12 protein-coding genes are annotated in these 17,194 nt (G+C 43.3%); 9 read left to right on the top strand and 3 right to left on the bottom strand.

Annotated elements, in window-relative coordinates; all coding sequences use genetic code 11:
* Positions 1 to 17 precede the first annotated feature (17 nt).
* Positions 18 to 509 (top strand): acyl-CoA thioesterase, encoded by a 492-nt coding sequence (locus ACP7AA_RS07775; RefSeq protein WP_426223159.1) that lies wholly within the window; start codon positions 18 to 20, stop codon positions 507 to 509.
* 168 nt (positions 510 to 677) lie between these two features.
* Here ACP7AA_RS07775 and ribBA read toward each other — a convergent pair whose 3' ends face one another.
* Together ribBA and ACP7AA_RS07765 are read right to left on the bottom strand one after the other, a co-directional pair.
* Positions 678 to 1,790, bottom strand: a complete 1,113-nt coding sequence (ribBA, locus tag ACP7AA_RS07770) for a bifunctional 3,4-dihydroxy-2-butanone-4-phosphate synthase/GTP cyclohydrolase II (protein WP_201623874.1) — start codon at positions 1,788 to 1,790, stop codon at positions 678 to 680.
* A gap of 299 nt (positions 1,791 to 2,089) precedes the next feature.
* Positions 2,090 to 3,379, bottom strand: a complete 1,290-nt coding sequence (locus tag ACP7AA_RS07765) for a replication-associated recombination protein A (RefSeq protein ID WP_426223158.1) — start codon at positions 3,377 to 3,379, stop codon at positions 2,090 to 2,092.
* Positions 3,380 to 3,647: 268 nt separating this feature from the next.
* Between ACP7AA_RS07765 and ACP7AA_RS07760 the strand changes: the two genes are divergently transcribed.
* Positions 3,648 to 4,193: a type IV secretion protein Rhs gene (locus ACP7AA_RS07760; protein WP_426223157.1), complete on the top strand. Its 546-nt coding sequence runs from the start codon at positions 3,648 to 3,650 to the stop codon at positions 4,191 to 4,193.
* A 252-nt stretch (positions 4,194 to 4,445) separates the two neighbouring features.
* Positions 4,446 to 5,444, top strand: a complete 999-nt coding sequence (locus ACP7AA_RS07755) for a hypothetical protein (RefSeq protein ID WP_426223156.1) — start codon at positions 4,446 to 4,448, stop codon at positions 5,442 to 5,444.
* A 122-nt stretch (positions 5,445 to 5,566) separates the two neighbouring features.
* On the opposite strand, the gene gltA is transcribed toward ACP7AA_RS07755, so the two are convergent.
* A complete protein-coding gene (gltA, locus tag ACP7AA_RS07750; RefSeq protein WP_201564339.1) occupies positions 5,567 to 6,847 on the bottom strand; it encodes a citrate synthase in 1,281 nt (426 codons plus the stop codon).
* A 1,120-nt stretch (positions 6,848 to 7,967) separates the two neighbouring features.
* Between gltA and sdhC the strand changes: the two genes are divergently transcribed.
* The 6 genes from sdhC to odhB all read left to right on the top strand — a co-directional run bounded on the left by sdhC (position 7,968) and on the right by odhB (position 17,112).
* Positions 7,968 to 8,354 carry a succinate dehydrogenase, cytochrome b556 subunit gene (gene sdhC / locus ACP7AA_RS07745; protein ID WP_191691306.1) on the top strand — a complete coding sequence of 129 codons (387 nt, stop codon included), beginning with the start codon at positions 7,968 to 7,970 and terminating at the stop codon, positions 8,352 to 8,354.
* A gap of 17 nt (positions 8,355 to 8,371) precedes the next feature.
* Positions 8,372 to 8,758, top strand: coding sequence for a succinate dehydrogenase, hydrophobic membrane anchor protein (gene sdhD / locus ACP7AA_RS07740; protein WP_227670405.1), 387 nt, complete (start codon positions 8,372 to 8,374; stop codon positions 8,756 to 8,758).
* 444 nt (positions 8,759 to 9,202) lie between these two features.
* Positions 9,203 to 11,053: a succinate dehydrogenase flavoprotein subunit gene (sdhA, locus tag ACP7AA_RS07735; protein ID WP_201564341.1), complete on the top strand. Its 1,851-nt coding sequence runs from the start codon at positions 9,203 to 9,205 to the stop codon at positions 11,051 to 11,053.
* A 193-nt stretch (positions 11,054 to 11,246) separates the two neighbouring features.
* Positions 11,247 to 11,957: a succinate dehydrogenase iron-sulfur subunit gene (locus ACP7AA_RS07730; protein WP_426223155.1), complete on the top strand. Its 711-nt coding sequence runs from the start codon at positions 11,247 to 11,249 to the stop codon at positions 11,955 to 11,957.
* Positions 11,958 to 12,807: 850 nt separating this feature from the next.
* Complete coding sequence (locus tag ACP7AA_RS07725; RefSeq protein WP_426223154.1) at positions 12,808 to 15,693, top strand: 2-oxoglutarate dehydrogenase E1 component; 2,886 nt, start codon at positions 12,808 to 12,810, stop codon at positions 15,691 to 15,693.
* A gap of 156 nt (positions 15,694 to 15,849) precedes the next feature.
* Positions 15,850 to 17,112: a 2-oxoglutarate dehydrogenase complex dihydrolipoyllysine-residue succinyltransferase gene (gene odhB, locus ACP7AA_RS07720; protein ID WP_201564345.1), complete on the top strand. Its 1,263-nt coding sequence runs from the start codon at positions 15,850 to 15,852 to the stop codon at positions 17,110 to 17,112.
* Positions 17,113 to 17,194 lie beyond the last annotated feature (82 nt).

Below are 17,194 nucleotides of genomic sequence, written 5' to 3'. Positions count from 1 at the left end.
ACAAGAGAAAGCAAGTGATGAATAGTTTTGAGAAAAATACAGCTTTAAGTAATGAAAGTTTAAGTAATGCCCGTCCTGACGAGTTGGCGCACTATCCAATTATTCATCATCAGCCGATCCATTGGGGTGAGATGGATGCCTTTAACCATCTAAATAACGTAGTGTTTTATCGCTATGCGGAGTCTGCACGGATTGGCTATTTGCAGGCGCTTGGCATGTTTGATGGCAGTATGGTCACGGTCTTAGCGCAATCAAGTTGCCAATATCTACGCCCTGTGACTTATCCCGATACCTTATTATTAGGCGTGCGTTGTCAGCGTTTGGGCAATACCAGCATAGTAATCGAATACAGCTATTATAGCTGCGCTCAAAAGGTGATTGTCGCAACCGCTGATGCGGTCATTGTCCGTTTAGACAGTGATGGCAAGGATAAGTTGCCTTGGACCAATGAGGAGCGTGAGCGCTTAGTGGCATTAGAAGCAAGCGTTGGTCATATGCCCGAGCTTTAAAAACTTTAAAAAGCCGGCTTATTTAGTAGGTTATAAATGCTACCAAAATGATACCGATAAAAAACATCATCAATAAAAAATTCATAAAAAATTCATAAAAAAAGGCACGCTAAATGATTAGCGCGCCTTTTTTGTTCTATTTCTACTGCTTACTTTTACTGTTGGTCTTTATTTTTGCTTAGGTGCGTGAACAAAGTCAACGACGTTCAACTCAAACCCTGACAAGGCATAAAACTTCATTGGTGATGACAATAAGCGCATATCACGAACCCCTAAATGGCGTAAAATCTGTGCGCCAACCCCAATGCTGCGATACGGCTGCTGCGCAATGGTTGAGATTGATTGATTTTCAGCGGCTTTATCAAGCGCCTCTCCTAAATCAATCGGCTGATGATTGCCAATCCAAACCAGCACGCCGCGTTCTGATTCTTGTATTTCTTCTAATGCTGAGCGTACGCTCCAGCCGCTACGACCAGTGGTGTCATTTTTAGCGGCAAATAAGTCGCGTAATGGATGGAAACCATGGACACGAACGGTACTGACGCCTTCGCTCACATCGCCTTTTACCAAGGCTAAATGAGTTTCGTCAGCGCCAAATTCGCGGAAACGATGCAGCGTGAAAGTGCCATATTCTGTCTCAAACGGATGTGATTCAATTTCTTCGACCGTTTGCTCATTGGCAATGCGATAGTTAATTAAGTCTGCAATCGTACCGATTTTAATACCATGCTCTTTGGCAAATATCTCAAGGTCATCACGGCGCGCCATCGTCCCATCATCATTGATGATTTCAACGATCACCGCTGCTGGCTCCAACCCCGCTAGGCGCGCCAAATCACAACCGGCTTCGGTATGACCGGCACGATGCAGGACGCCACCGTTTTGAGCCATAATTGGGAAAATATGCCCAGGCTGGACGATATCTTCTGGTTTTGCTGAAGAGGACACCGCTGCTTGAATGGTACGCGCACGGTCAGCGGCAGAAATACCTGTCGTCACGCCTTCAGCGGCTTCAATAGACACGGTAAAGTTGGTGCTAAATTTTGCCTCATTGCGGTCTGACATCAGTGGCAGTGCCAACTGTTTACAGCGTGCTTCTGACAAGGTTAAACAAACCAAACCGCGAGCATGGGTAATCATAAAGTTGATATCATCAGGGCGCACATGGGTCGCTGCCATAATGATATCGCCTTCGTTTTCGCGATCTTCGTCATCCATTAAGATGACCATTTTTCCGGCACGAATATCTTCGATAATCTCAGGAATCGTATTTAAACTCATAGGAAGTCTCAATATTTTATTATGTATAGATAGGTTTAATTAGGGATATAAATCATCATCTGCCTATTGTAGCAGTAGATTGACAAAAACACTGTTGCGGTAAAGCAAAGCATGCCTTGATAAGAGCCACATAAGTAGAAGCAATGTGCTATAAAAGTTTCCGATCAACTGGTTTGTATATATCATTATGAGGACATTTTAACGCTTTTCACCCCAGCGTGCTGCGTCATCTTGCCAATATGTCAGTTAATAGGTTAAAAATAATCATAAGTATTATCAATGATGCAAACGCATAGCCTTTATTCGTTACTGGCCGCTTGCCCCTTTAGCCAGTCCATAAACTGCTTACTGTGTTGCTCGCGCTGATTGTCAGCAAATTCATAAAAACTTGTCCCGACTAAATTGTCGGGCAAATAGCTTTGCGGATAATAGTGGTTGGGATAATCGTGCGGATAAGCGTAGCCTTGACCATAACCTTGATTGCGCATCAGTTTGGTCACGCCATTACGCAAATGTAGCGGCACAGGCGAGGCGTCTTTTTCTGCCAAGGCCATCGCCGCATTGATGGCTTTATATGTACTATTGCTTTTGGCGCTGGTCGCCAAATAAACCACCACTTGCCCTAAGATAATACGTGCTTCTGGCATACCGATGGATTGCACGCTACGCAAAGCGGCATCCGCAAGAAGTAGGGCATTAGGATTGGCATTACCGATATCTTCGCTGGCCAAAATCACCAAGCGCCGCGCGATAAAATCAGCAGGTTCGCCGCCAACGAGCATCCGCGCCATCCAATATAGCGCCGCATCAGGGTCGGAGCCGCGTACGGATTTTATCATGGCAGATATAATATCGTAATGCTGCTCGCCATCTTTATCGTAGCGTACGAGCGCCGTTTGGGCGACACGGGCGACCAATTCATCATCGATAATTAATGGTGATTGCTTGGTATCCGCCGTTTGAATAGCAAGCTCTAATAAATTGAGCGCTTTTCTAGCATCACCATGTGCCAACTGGCTTATCGTTTGTTGCGCCTGCAGATCGACGGTTAAATTTTTGAGAATGTTATCTTCTAAAAGCGCGCGATGTAATACGGCACTGATTTGTTCAGGCGTCAGCGGCTCTAGACGATAAACTTGGCAGCGCGATAGCAGCGCATTATTAACGCTGAATGACGGATTTTCGGTTGTCGCCCCAATTAAAGTGATGTCACCTGACTCTACTGCGCCGAGTAAGGCATCTTGCTGGGCTTTATTAAAACGATGAATCTCATCGATAAACACAACCGGTGATTCAAAGCTTAACGAATCCTTAGTATCTAATACTTCACGTAATTGCTTAACGCCAGTATTTAATGCTGATAGCGCATGAAAGGGTCGTCCAACGGCATCAGCCAACAACATCGCGATGGTGGTTTTACCGATGCCCGCTTCGCCATGCAGAATAATCGATGGCAAATGTCCTTGTTCGACCAAGCGCCGTAACGGTGCACCCGCTGCTAATAAGTGCTCTTGACCGATAATGGCATCAAGTGTTGCAGGGCGAATACGCTGAGCAAGGGGCGTATCAGCATGAAAATTAGGTGGCATAAAGGTCTCTATTATCAATTAAATATTTTCAATTCTTATTAGGGTGTATCTTCATTTTAAGCTTAACGCTAAAAACAATGACTCATGTCCTTCTAGCTAGGCTAACGCAGATTTACGTTAATAAAAGTCAGCTAAGTGTACAGCTTATGTCTTATAGACTTTATTTTTTAGGTTTTTAGCCCTATTAAAGGCTTATAGCTCTATAAAAATCGTACTTATAAAATAGCATCTATAAATGCTTAATTTTTGAATATAAGGTAAGACAGTAATGAGGTTGCAGTCGACTTTCAAGCGCTTATTTAAGCACTCTATAGCTGCTAAAGGCTCAAAGCAACAGTCACGCCAGCTGACTGAGGGAGAGATAGCACTGGCACGCTCAGTGTTCGGTGACAGTCTTAAGCTTGATGGTGTGCAGCTTAAGACCGCGTGGTGGGTACTAAAGCATTATGCTGTGAGCCCTAATGGTAATATTTATTTCCATCCGGCCGACTGGGTTACGGATTTTAGCCAGTGTTCCTTGGGTAAGCAAAGCTGGCTTATCCATGAATTGACCCACGTTTGGCAATTGCAGCAAGGTCTTAAAGTTGTACGCGGCGCTATCATCAATCGCCGTTATGATTATGTACTTGAAGCAGGTAAGTCCTTTTTTAACTACGGGATTGAGCAGCAGGCGCGTATGGTGCAAGACTATTTTGTCCGTCGTCATCATGGTCATGACTGTCGTGATTTTGAAACTTGTATTCCATTTTTAAAGGCACAAACGCTCAATAGCAATCATGATACCCCTGACAGTCACAGCTCGTTGAAAGTTTAATCTTTCTATTATGCTGGAATATTTATATGATGGCTTAAGCTTTCTCTTATTATAGACAGTTAATATATAAACAAAATAAGTAGAGAGGCTAGGCATTAGCAACAGGAATTATAATAAAAAACATGGTAATAAAAAGCTCGATACTTTATCACTCAATTGACTCAATAGCGCTTCTAAAAATACCATCAGTCATGGACGGTGTTATCACGTTGGCTTTTACTCTTTCTGCTTTTAACAAGGATATGAATTCGGATGTTTAAACTTTTACCAGTAAAACCTGACATTGACATTGATACCCGTCATCGCTCTATCAATAAAACGATGATTCGCCCTTATAAAGCACCGACATTGCTTGCGGTAGCACTGACTGGCGTATTGTTAGTGAGCGGCTGTCAGCAGCAAGCAGAAGAGCCAGTATCTGATAGCAGTCAAACCAAAGAGAAAACCAGCGCAGAGGACAGTCAGCCTATGCGTAAAAGCGATTCGGCTGCTGCCCGTATAGAGCAGCTCCAGCCTTTGTATCTTGCGCAAGCGAAAGGACTGCAGCAGCGCTTGCAAGCAGAATATGAATCGCTACAAGCGGCAGATGCGTCAGACAGTGGCAATGACTTGTTGGCTGATAGTGCTACAACTGAAGCTCTAGCGACTGAAAATAGTCCATCTAGCACAGTTTCCACTAATACAGCATCTGAGCAAATAGCAAAACCAGCGACCACGGATTCAGCAGCAGTCGCTACGGCGAATAATAATAGTGAGTCTAATGCTAATAGCAACTCTGATATCGATGCTACTGCAGAGGCTGATATCAATACCAGTACCGAGGTTGGCGAGCGCGATTTAACCGTGCTTAAGCGTATCAGCCTTGAGCCGCGTAAACCAGTGATGTTGACGGATGAGCAGATTATAGAAAGCTATCAGCAAGCGATGGAAACCCTTTATCAACCTGTGACCACGCCGCTTAGTGCGGAAGATGTTGATACTTTAATCAATATCGCGACATTGGTGCCGCAGGTATTCGAACATGCAGAAATCGCCGGTAGACTTAGTGCGAAAAGCCCAGCGCTGGCGCGTTTGATTATTCAGCATCAAGTTTGGGAACAAATAGAAGCCCAGCAAGTCATTGATATGCAGCAGATGAAAATTACCCAGCAGCAAGAGTTTGAAACGCTGATGGCGAAATTTAACGAAACCATTAAAGGCTATGATGAACAAATTGCCAAATACGAGCAAACGTTAAAAGAGTTTCAGTAAAGCGTTAGATATTTAGAGCTGTTTTGCTTAATGCCTCTTATTAAAGGCAAACCAAAAAAATCCCGCTACGATAGCGGGATTTTTATCTGTCTAACTTTTATACTTTTAAAACAAAAGACTGACTACTTGCGGTCTTCGACTTTAACGAATTCGCGTTTTGTCTCACCAGTATATAACTGACGTGGACGACCGATTTTGAACGGTGCGCTGTGCATCTCAAGCCAATGGCTGATCCAACCAGAGGTACGTGCCAATGAGAAGATAACAGTAAACATTGACGTTGGAATACCGATGGCTTTAAGGATAATGCCAGAGTAAAAATCAACGTTTGGATACAAGTTACGCTCAACGAAGAACGGGTCTTCTAAAGCAATTTTCTCAAGTGCCATGGCAAGCTCAAGCTTAGGATCATTGATACCCAATGCGCCTAGTACTTCGTCACAAGTCTCTTTCATCACTTGTGCACGTGGATCAAAGTTTTTGTAAACACGGTGACCAAAGCCCATCAATTTCACTTCACGGCTTTTCACTTTTTCCATGAATGCTGGTACGTTTTCAACTGTACCAATTTCATCTAACATAGTGAGTACGGCTTCATTAGCGCCGCCATGTGATGGTCCCCAAAGGGCTGCAATACCAGCAGCGATACAAGCGTAAGGATTGGCGCCAGTAGAACCCGCTAGACGTACGGTAGACGTCGAAGCATTTTGTTCGTGATCAGCATGCAAGGTAAAGATTTTGTCCATTGCACGGGTGATAACGTCATTGGTTTTGTAGTCAACATCAGCAGGCGTTGCAAACATCATGTATAAGAAGTTTTCCGCATAATTGAAATCATTACGTGGATACATGAACGGTTCGCCCTGTGAGTATTTATAACTCATGGCCGCAAGCGTTGGCATTTTAGCGATTAGGCGAATAGCGGTGATTTCACGATGCTCTTCATTGCTCACATCTAGATTTTCATGATAGAAAGCTGATAAAGCACCAACGACACCAACCATAATAGCCATAGGATGGGCATCACGGCGGAAGCCTTCAAAGAATTTGCGTAATTGGTCATGAACACCGGTATGCTTACGGATTTTTTCGTAGAAATCTGCTTTTTGCTCAGCGTTTGGTAAATCACCATGAATCAGCGCATACGCCACTTCTAAGTATTCAGCATTATTTGCAAGCTCATCGATAGGATAGCCGCGATGCAACAGCTCGCCTTTACCGCCATCAATGAAGGTGATTTTTGACTCAACAGGCGCAGTTGCCATAAAACCTGGATCGTAGGTCCAGTAGCCCGCTTTTTGAAAAGCAGCAACTTCGATAACTGACGGCCCTAAAGTACCTTCAATAATAGGAAGTTCGTATTCTTCACCATTTACGGTTAGTTTGGCATTGTTGTCAGCCATAAATTGCTCTCCATTTTTTAACTTGTTAGAATAAAAATATATCGACGCACACCCTCGCGTCATCACTAATCAAACGGTAAAACAGTCAAAGGGTCAAATAAATTTAACCCATTTAAGATGCAGGCTATATTAGCAGTTATTAGCTAAGTTTTGAAAAGACTTTTAGCAGTAATGTCTGTAATAGGAGTGCTGTAGTCGTCATTAGCGACTGTAAACTTTGTATCAAAATATGTCTGCTTAGTAATTTGGCTGTAAAGCATCATGCTAATATGAAAATAATGATTATCATTAACATTATAATATTACAGTGTTTTTGCTAAGATAAGCCATTTTAATCTGTAAGGCGCTATACTATAAAACAGACAGAGTATGCGTAACTGACAAATTGGCTTAATGCGACGAATTATTTTGATTGAGTAATACTAATGAATTCATCTTACTAATAGCCAGCTTTTTGTTATTTAATCTCTAATAACCACTATTTAGGGGATAAATTTGTAATTAGCGGCCAGTCATTTTATAATTAGAGGGATTTAACTGGCACTAGCTTTGCGCAAATTGATAAATCAACGTAATTAAGTCGCTGATAAAGCCTAGCTTTACTGCTGCTTTTTTATGATTGGACGTTCGCTTTATAGACCAGAACCCAGCTTATCGCTTAAATATTCTTGTTAACTGTTCTATTTTTAGATATCCAACAGTGAAGTTTACCTTAATAAAAAATGATAATATAGAGATGACACCCTGGCGTTATCTTTTTTTGTTGATGGCAAGCAGTAAAAATAGACTAGTTAATCGATTTATCCCATGCTGCGTGCTTACTATTATAAAACACGCAGACAGCTTGTTATTGGTAGGGATTATCTGTTCCACAAGCGAGGTTGAGCCGTCTATAGAGTCCTTATAGAAATCTATAGAAGCCTTATAGAAAAAGGTCTCATAGAAACGATATATAGAGAGCGTGTTTACTATATAAAATCTATCTATCAAATTTAGCGCAAATGAAATAACGTCAGCTAGCCCTTCCTTACCTTATTCATCTCATGTGTTGCTCGCCGCTTATAGAAGTGTATTTGTACCAAGCGTTGATAGCAGATACAGGAGTATAACCGCAAAAAGGATGCCCGCTGTGAAAAGCAACCGACCTATTGATCTGCCCTTAAGCCAAGTGATTAGCGTTAATCGCTCACCGATTGCGATAGCTTCAATCTTGCATCGTATCTCTGGCATTATTTTATTTCTACTTATTCCTGTCATGTTATGGATATTACAGAATTCTTTGGCGTCGCCTGAGAGTTTTGAAGCCATATTTGACAATGTCCTTGTTCGCTTTTTGGCGTGGATTTTTGTCGCCGCCATCGCTTATCACTTTGTGATGGGTATCAAGCATTTATTTGCTGATATGGGCATGAATGAGGAGCTAAAATCTGGCCGTGCCGCTTCTATGATTAGCTTTGTAATTGCAGCAATCTTAATTGTCGCGTCATTTGTATGGGTGATGTTCTAATGAAAAATGATTCAGGAATCAAAAGCGCTACTGGTCTAACCGGCTCAGGTTCACGTGATTGGATTATCCAGCGTATCAGTGGTGTGGTTTTAGCCGTATACAGTGTGGTATTACTGGGCTTCTTCTTAACTCATGGCAATGTAAGCTTCGTTGAATGGTCAGAATTTATGACCAGTTTACCGATGCGTCTGTTCAGCTTATTGGCCGTTTTGGCGTTGGCTGGTCATGCTTGGGTTGGTATGTGGACGGTATTTACTGACTATATTACCACTGGTAAACTGGGCTCAAGCGCAGCAGGTCTACGTTTAGTGCTACAGTCATTAATGATTATCGCTATTTTAGTTTTCCTATTTTGGGGCATTATGATTTTTTGGGGTAACGGCTTCGGTGTTGTTGCGGTTTAACCATTAATCATAGGTTTAGATATTGATTTATTTGATTTTTATAAATTGAATATCTAACCATAACAACGGATAAAGCTGACAGCATTGGTGATGATTCGCTTATTTTAAAGTGCTTATTTTAAATAACGTACTTTAAAGTGCTTAGGTAATAGACATCCGTTAGTAGCCAAAATAGTCATAGCTAATCATAGCGTTGGGCGCACACTAAATTCACAATTACTGATACGGTAAATGACGCTTATTTAATAGATAAAAGCTGTGAAAAAGTGAGCAAGCCCAATATAACGATAGATATGCAAATTAAGTGGTTGAAGGCTGTCTGTATTGTATTTTGATTACTGTCAGTAGCGTTGCAGCAAAAGCTTGCTAGCGTTAGCGCACAATAAGATGCAGACCACCCTTTTTATTTACTTCTAAGCATTAACAGGCATTAGGAAAACCGTAATGGCAACTAGACAAGATAATACCATTAGTAATATTAAAACCCTGAACTACGACGCGGTCATCGTTGGTGGCGGCGGCTCAGGTATGCGTGCTTCATTGCATTTAGCGGAAGCGGGCATGAAGGTTGCAGTCTTGACCAAAGTATTCCCAACCCGTTCGCATACCGTTGCTGCTCAAGGTGGTATCGGTGCAAGTTTGGGTAACATGAGCAATGATAACTGGCACTTTCACTTTTATGACACCGTTAAAGGGTCAGATTGGTTAGGTGACCAAGACGCCATTGAATACATGTGCCGTGAAGCGCCAAAAGTAGTGTATGAGCTTGAGCACATGGGTATGCCGTTTGACCGTAACGAAGATGGCACGATTTATCAGCGCCCATTCGGTGGTCATACCTCAAACTATGGCGAAAAAGCCGTACAGCGTGCTTGTGCTGCTGCTGACCGTACCGGTCACGCGCTACTACATACGCTATATCAAAAAAACCTACAGCAAGGTACTGAGTTCTTTATCGAGTGGATTGCCCTTGATTTGATCAAAGACGACGCTGGTAATATCAATGGCGTCATCGCGATTGAGCAAGAAACGGGTACTGTTGCGGTATTCCAGTCGCCAATCACTGTATTAGCGACAGGCGGCGCAGGTCGTATCTTTGCTGCCTCTACCAACGCTTATATCAATACTGGTGACGGTATTGGCATGGCGGTTCGCGCAGGTATTCCACTCCAAGATATGGAATTCTGGCAGTTCCACCCAACGGGCGTTCATGGTGCCGGCGTACTATTGACCGAAGGTTGCCGCGGTGAAGGCGCTATCTTACGTAATAAAGATGGCGAAGCCTTTATGGAGCGTTATGCCCCAACCGTAAAAGACTTGGCACCACGTGATTTAGTATCACGCTCTATGGACCAAGAAATCAAAGAAGGCCGTGGTTGTGGTCCAAATGCTGACCATATCGTAATGGATATGACGCATTTAGGCGTTGAAACCATCATGAAGCGTCTACCATCAGTATTTGAGATTGGTAAGAACTTCGCCAACGTTGATATCACTAAAGAGCCAATTCCAGTTATCCCAACCATTCACTATATGATGGGTGGTATTCCAACCACGATTCATGGTCAAGTGATTGTTCCGGATCTAGAAGCGGGTACCGATGAAGACGGTTTATATGCTAAAGGCAACGTCGTTAAAGGTCTTTATGCTATCGGTGAGTGTGCTTGTGTGAGTGTTCATGGTGCTAACCGTTTAGGTACTAACTCACTGCTTGATTTATTAGTCTTTGGTCGCGCTGCTGGTAAGCATATCGTTGATGAATTCCATCATGCAGATCATAACTACAAGCCATTAGATCCACGTGTTCTTGATTTTACCGTGCGTCGTTTAGACAAACTGCAACAATCAACCTCGGGCTATAATGCACAAGACGTCGCTGACGAGATTCGTGCAACCATGCAAACGCATGCCAGCGTATTCCGTACGCAAGCGATGATGGACGAAGGCGTTGAGAAAATCCTAGCGCTAGGTGAAAAAATCGACCAAATCCATTTGGCGGATAAATCACAAGTCTTTAACACTGCGCGTATTGAAGCGTTCGAAGTTGCTAACTTGTATGAAGTGGCAAAAGCTACGATGATATCAGCGGCTAAGCGTCACGAAAGCCGCGGCGCGCACAGTGTATCTGACTATGATCGTCCAGAAGATGATGAATACGCACCAAACGGCCGTAACGATAGAGAATGGATGAAGCATACCTTATGGTATTCTGAAGGCAATAAAATTATCTATAAGCCGGTTCGTAAAGTGCCATTGACCGTCGATTATATCGAGCCAAAAGTCCGCGTCTATTAATTCTAGACTGGGTGCGCATGATTTTTACGCACTGTAAAAAACGTTTTATCCCTTATTAATTTATTAAAAAGGTGACCGCCAGCGACAGGCCGCTATCAGCGCTGAGATTTAGACATACCAGCGCTGATCGTTTACAGTCTTTAGATTGTAAGGTTTGTCAGCCCGCCATCATCTACGTGTGGAGTTTAGCATTATGAGCCGAGGTACTCGCACCATCGAAATCTATCGCTACGATCCTGATTTGGACGCAGCGCCGCGTATGCAAACTTATACGGTTGAGTTGTTAGACTCAGATCGTATGTTGCTTGACGTGTTATTACGCCTAAAAAAGGAAGATGAAACACTTACCTTCCGTCGCTCATGCCGTGAAGGTATTTGCGGTTCTGACGGCATGAACATCAATGGTAAAAATGGTCTTGCATGTCTAATCAACATGAATACCTTGCCTGAAAAAGTAACGGTTCGTCCATTACCAGGTTTACCGGTTGTTCGTGATTTGGTCGTCGATATGAACCAATTTTACGAGCAGTACGAAAAAGTTCATCCGTTCTTAATCAATGACCAGCCAGCGCCAGCAACAGAGCGTTTGCAGTCACCTGAGCAACGTGAGAAATTGAACGGTTTGTATGAGTGTATCTTATGTGCATGCTGTTCAACCAGCTGCCCATCGTTCTGGTGGAACCCTGATAAGTTCTTGGGTCCAGCAGCACTATTGAATGCCAACCGTTTCGTTTCTGACAGCCGTGATACTGACACTCGTGCGCGTCTAGCACGTTTAGACGATCCGTTCAGCTTGTTCCGTTGCCGCGGTATTATGAACTGTGTTTCAGTCTGTCCAAAAGGTTTGAATCCAACCAAAGCCATTGGTCATCTACGTAATTTACTGCTTGATCATGCAGGTTAGTCTACCTTTTATGGTCAATTAGCTTTATAATAGCGCCATCAAAAACACCACCTATCATTAGGTGGTGTTTTTTATTAAAAAATATTAGCATTTAGCTATTTTTTAAGTGATAAGCCATTGTTTTTCTTATTAACACGACCATATTGATATCGTGAGCGGTATTGTTGAGGGCCAGTGGCAAATCCGTGAGGGTAAGTAAGGCTGTATTAACAATACGTTGCTTGTATGTAAGAAGACATGCTATATCGCCCGTCTCCCTATATAATTGAATATGGTAATATTGTTTAGTGTTATAGAGACTTAGATTTGCGAAGACGAAGGTGTTGCAAAGATGAAGGTTTTACAAATACTAAGCAATTTTAAGAACAAAGTTGCGAAAAATGATAATAGATATTCATTACGTAAATACCTAGTATTGAACAAACAAACTATGGCCCATAGGGTAGGCATGTTACTCTATACGGCAATGTATGTTTGGCGGAATATACGCCAATTTTCTACCATAGGAAGACATTTCAGTAAAAATAGCCAATTGATAGGCTAACTGAAAGAAAAATGCTGGGCTAAAAACCTTATCATTAACAATTCGGTTATAGCTGACAGCATTATATATAAATTAATGTTGTGAAACGAGACGATTAAGAAAACCGGCCGTTCACAAATAATTGTAATTGTAAGATTGGTATTGCAATCAGGCTTTTTTATCGTTAGATAGCTTTTGGTGTCAACGCTTTAGTTTTAAAAACTAATAGAGAGTATTAAAAACTGATGGTAAATATCGCCAATCTACAACGCATGACACAATAATAAGCACGATTCCATTCATTTATCTATCAAATAGACGATTATTATGAATAGTATAACTAAAGAAGCAGTGAGCGTAGATCATACTGAACTGGCCGCTGATAATGCCAGTTACATCGAAGCGCTCTATGAGCAATATCTAGAAGATCCTAGTAGCGTTGATGGCGATTGGCAAGCGTATTTTGAACAATACAAATCACCAAACGATGCCGCGCATAATGCGATTAAAGACCAGTTCTTATTGTTAGCACGTAATCAGACTGCTAATAAAGTAAGTACTGATACGTCTGGCGCAACCGCTAACGATCCCGGTAACTGTGCTGACCCGAAACAAATGGGCGTGCAGCAGCTGATTTCAGCGTACCGTCGCCGTGGTCATCGCCGCGCTAAGCTTGATCCCTTAGAACTACATCCACGTGCAGAAGTGGAAGATTTAACCCTTGCTTATCACAACCTGTCAGAAGCTGACCTTGATACGGTATTCCCAACCAATGATTTAAATATTGGTAAGGATGAAGCGACGTTACGTGAAATTATCGAAATAATGGAGCGCGTGTACTGCCGCTACATGGGTGTCGAGTATATGCACGTGACCACCAGCACAGAAAAACGCTGGATGGAAAAATATCTAGAGACCAACTTAGGTTACATCGAGTTTGATAAAGAAAAACGTTTATCAATTCTTGAGCGTCTGACTGCTGCTGAAGGCTTAGAGAAATACTTGGCTCGTAAATATACGGGCGTTAAGCGTTTTGGTCTAGAAGGCGGCGAGAGCTTTATCCCTGCTATCAATGAAATCATCCAACGTGCTGGCGGTTATGGCACTAAAGAGATGGTTATTGGTATGGCTCACCGTGGACGCTTGAACTTACTGGTTAATATCTTGGGTAAAAACCCTGCCGATTTGTTCGATGAGTTCGATGGTAAAGTACAGCCAGAAAAAGGCTCAGGCGACGTTAAATACCATAACGGTTTTTCATCGAACGTGATGACGCCAGGTGGTGAGGTGCATTTAGCATTGGCGTTTAACCCATCGCATCTTGAGATTGTGGCACCTGTACTGCAAGGGTCGGTACGCGCACGTCAAGTTCGTCGTAACGATCAGCCATTACAAGACAATAAAACCGGTAATTCAGTATTGCCAATCGTTATCCATGGTGACGCTGCTTTTGCTGGTCAAGGTGTGGTACAAGAAACCTTCCAGATGTCACAGACTCGTGCTTATACCACGGGCGGTACGGTTCATATTGTTATCAATAACCAAGTTGGTTTCACCACCAGCCGTCAAGAAGATGCGCGTTCAACGGAATATTGTACTGACGTGGCAAAAATGGTGCATGCACCTATCTTGCACGTAAACGGTGATGATCCTGAGTCAGTGGTATTTGCCGCTCAATTGGCATTAGATTATCGTCATGAGTTTGATAAAGACATTATCATTGACTTGTTCTGCTACCGTCGTAACGGTCATAACGAAGCCGATGAGCCATCAGCAACTCAGCCATTGATGTATGCCGTTATTAAGAAGCTACCAACGACTCGTACTATCTATGCGCAAAAGCTGATTGAAGAAGGTCTGCTTAACCAAGAAGATGAAAAACGCTACGAAGATGAATATCGTGAGTCGTTAGACCGTGGTGATTATGTTGCCAACTCTTTAGTTAGTCAGCCTAACGAAGAGCTGTTTGTCGACTGGAAACCTTATTTGGGTCATGACTTGGTCGATGACTGGGATACCAGCGTCGATATCGAAATATTAAAAGGTTATGGTCGCCGTATGGCCGAGATGCCAGAAGGCTACAAGCTGCAACGCCAAGTACAAAAAATGGTCGAGCAGCGCTTAGCCATGCAAACCGGTGAAGAGCCTCTTAACTGGGGTGCAGCTGAAACCTTGGCTTATGCCTCATTGGTTGATCATGATGGGGTATTGGTTCGTATTACTGGTGAAGACGTTGGCCGTGGTACATTCTCGCATCGCCATAGTGAAATCTATAACGTTAATGACGGCAGCATGTATGTGCCACTGTCACATATCAGTGAAAAACAAGCACGTTTTGCCACTTATAACTCATTATTGTCAGAAGAAGCGGTATTGGCCTTTGAATATGGCTACGCAACCACTGTGCCAAACGCCCTAATCGTTTGGGAAGCCCAGTTCGGTGACTTTGTCAACGGCGCACAAGTGGTCATTGACCAATTTATCTCAAGTGGCGAGACCAAATGGCAGCGTGTTTGTGGTCTAACCATGTTGTTACCACACGGCTATGAAGGTCAAGGTCCTGAGCATTCATCTGCTCGTCTTGAGCGCTTCTTGCAGCTATGTGCTGAAGACAATATGCAAGTGATTACGCCAACGACGCCAGCGCAAATTTATCATGCGCTACGCCGTCAAGCGGTACGTCCGATTCGTAAGCCGTTGATCGTTATGTCACCGAAGAGTTTGCTACGTCATAAGCTTGCGACGTCAAACCTTGAAGAATTGGCAAACGGTAAGTTTGAAACGGTATTGCCAGAGATGGATCAGCAAAATCCGGACAACGTGACTCGTATGGTGCTATGTGGCGGTAAAGTCTATTATGACTTGCTAGAGCAGCGCCGTGCGTTAGGTCTTGACCATGTTGCGATTGTGCGTATTGAGCAGCTTTATCCATTGCCAGAGAAACGTTTGATTGCTGAAATTGAGAAATATAGCAATTTGGCTGAAATCGTTTGGACGCAAGAAGAGCCATTGAACCAAGGTGCTTGGTATTATTTAGCGCCGCACATGTTCCGCATTGTCGTGCCGCACCCAACCAAGGCGAAAGTCATGGAGCCAGTGGCGCGTCCTGCTAGTGCAGCACCAGCGACAGGTTCGGCAAAACTGCATGTCAAACAGCAACAAGATTTGATTGCTGGTAGCCTTGGCATCAGTGTGGATGAGCTGTCTAAATAGCGACTCGTTTACGTAACAGATTATTCAAGATACATGAATCAGGCGATAACAGTCAGTACTCGGTATGACCATTTCAGCAAGACAATTTAAAACGGTACTGACTGCTTATCACGACTTAATAATAAATAGTAATATCAACATCTAAGGAGTATATCGATGGCTGAAATTAAAGCCCCCGTGTTTCCAGAATCGGTTGCCGACGGCACCATCGTGGAATGGCATGTCACTGAAGGTCAAGAAGTTAGCCGTGATGACTTATTGGCTGAAATCGAAACTGATAAAGTGGTATTAGAAGTTGTTGCACCTGATAACGGTGTTGTGACTAAAATCGTTAAGCAAGTTGACGATACTGTTTTGTCTGACGAGTTAATCGCAGAATTTGAAGCAGGTGCCAGCGGTAGTACAGATAGTGGTAGCGCTGATAAAGGTGATGCTCCTGCAGTTGATCCAGACCAGCCAGCAGCGCCAGTACAAGCAAAGCAAGGTACTGATGGCGGTGAGCCAGTCCAAGCGACAGATAAAAAAGACGAAGCCGATCATAAAGATCAAAGCCCTGCAGTACGTAAAGCGGCGAAAGAGTCTGGCGTTGATCCTAAAGACGTCGAAGGCAGTGGCCGCGGCGGTCGTGTGACCAAAACCGATATGGCGAACCCAACGCTAAAAGCTGACAGCTCTATCAAATCTGATAGCGGTCGTCCAGTCGCTGAGTCAACAGGTGAGCGTACTGAAAAACGCGTACCAATGACACGCCTACGTAAAACAGTTGCCAATCGTCTGTTAGCTGCTTCGCAAGAAACAGCGATGCTAACCACGTTTAACGAAGTCAACATGAAACCGTTGATGGACATGCGTGCTAAGTATAAAGAGCAGTTTGAAAAGCGTCACGGCGTACGTCTAGGCTTTATGTCGTTGTTCGTAAAAGCGGCGACTGAAGCATTGAAACGCTTCCCAGCGGTTAACGCCTCGCTAGATGGTGATGATATCGTTTATCATGGCTACTATGATATCGGTGTTGCCGTATCTTCAGATCGTGGTTTGGTTGTTCCTGTACTACGTGATGCTGACCGCATGAGCATGGCTGATGTTGAAGCTAAGATTCGTGAATTGGGTGGTAAAGCACAAAAAGGTAAGCTTGGTCTAGATGAGATGACTGGTGGTACGTTCACTATCTCAAACGGCGGCGTATTTGGTTCACTCATGTCAACACCTATCTTGAATCCACCGCAAACCGCTATCTTAGGTATGCATGCTATCAATGATCGTCCGATGGCAGTCGATGGTAAAGTTGAGATTTTACCAATGATGTACCTAGCACTTTCTTATGACCACCGTATGATTGACGGTAAAGAGGCAGTGCAGTTCTTAGTAACTATCAAAGAGTTGGTCGAAGATCCAACCATGTTGCTATTAGACCTTTAAGCCTATGAGCTTGTATCGGTAACCACTGATACAAGCTTTTTAACTTTGGAATAGGTGATTGTGGTTTATTGATAAATGCTGG

Origin of the sequence: Psychrobacter sp. DWR1-2-3, assembly GCF_049896465.1 — a bacterium.
GTDB classification, from domain to species: domain Bacteria; phylum Pseudomonadota; class Gammaproteobacteria; order Pseudomonadales; family Moraxellaceae; genus Psychrobacter; species Psychrobacter maritimus.
This window is presented reverse-complemented; position numbering and strand designations above follow the sequence as displayed.

Coding starts and splice junctions, on each gene's coding strand:
- ACP7AA_RS07775 (WP_426223159.1), top strand. CDS start 18: ATGAATAGTTTTGAGAAAAATACAGCTTTAAGTAATGAAAGTTTAAGT.
- ribBA (WP_201623874.1), bottom strand. CDS start 1,790: ATGAGTTTAAATACGATTCCTGAGATTATCGAAGATATTCGTGCCGGA.
- ACP7AA_RS07765 (WP_426223158.1), bottom strand. CDS start 3,379: ATGCCACCTAATTTTCATGCTGATACGCCCCTTGCTCAGCGTATTCGC.
- ACP7AA_RS07760 (WP_426223157.1), top strand. CDS start 3,648: ATGAGGTTGCAGTCGACTTTCAAGCGCTTATTTAAGCACTCTATAGCT.
- ACP7AA_RS07755 (WP_426223156.1), top strand. CDS start 4,446: ATGTTTAAACTTTTACCAGTAAAACCTGACATTGACATTGATACCCGT.
- gltA (WP_201564339.1), bottom strand. CDS start 6,847: ATGGCTGACAACAATGCCAAACTAACCGTAAATGGTGAAGAATACGAA.
- sdhC (WP_191691306.1), top strand. CDS start 7,968: ATGCCCGCTGTGAAAAGCAACCGACCTATTGATCTGCCCTTAAGCCAA.
- sdhA (WP_201564341.1), top strand. CDS start 9,203: ATGGCAACTAGACAAGATAATACCATTAGTAATATTAAAACCCTGAAC.
- ACP7AA_RS07730 (WP_426223155.1), top strand. CDS start 11,247: ATGAGCCGAGGTACTCGCACCATCGAAATCTATCGCTACGATCCTGAT.
- ACP7AA_RS07725 (WP_426223154.1), top strand. CDS start 12,808: ATGAATAGTATAACTAAAGAAGCAGTGAGCGTAGATCATACTGAACTG.
- odhB (WP_201564345.1), top strand. CDS start 15,850: ATGGCTGAAATTAAAGCCCCCGTGTTTCCAGAATCGGTTGCCGACGGC.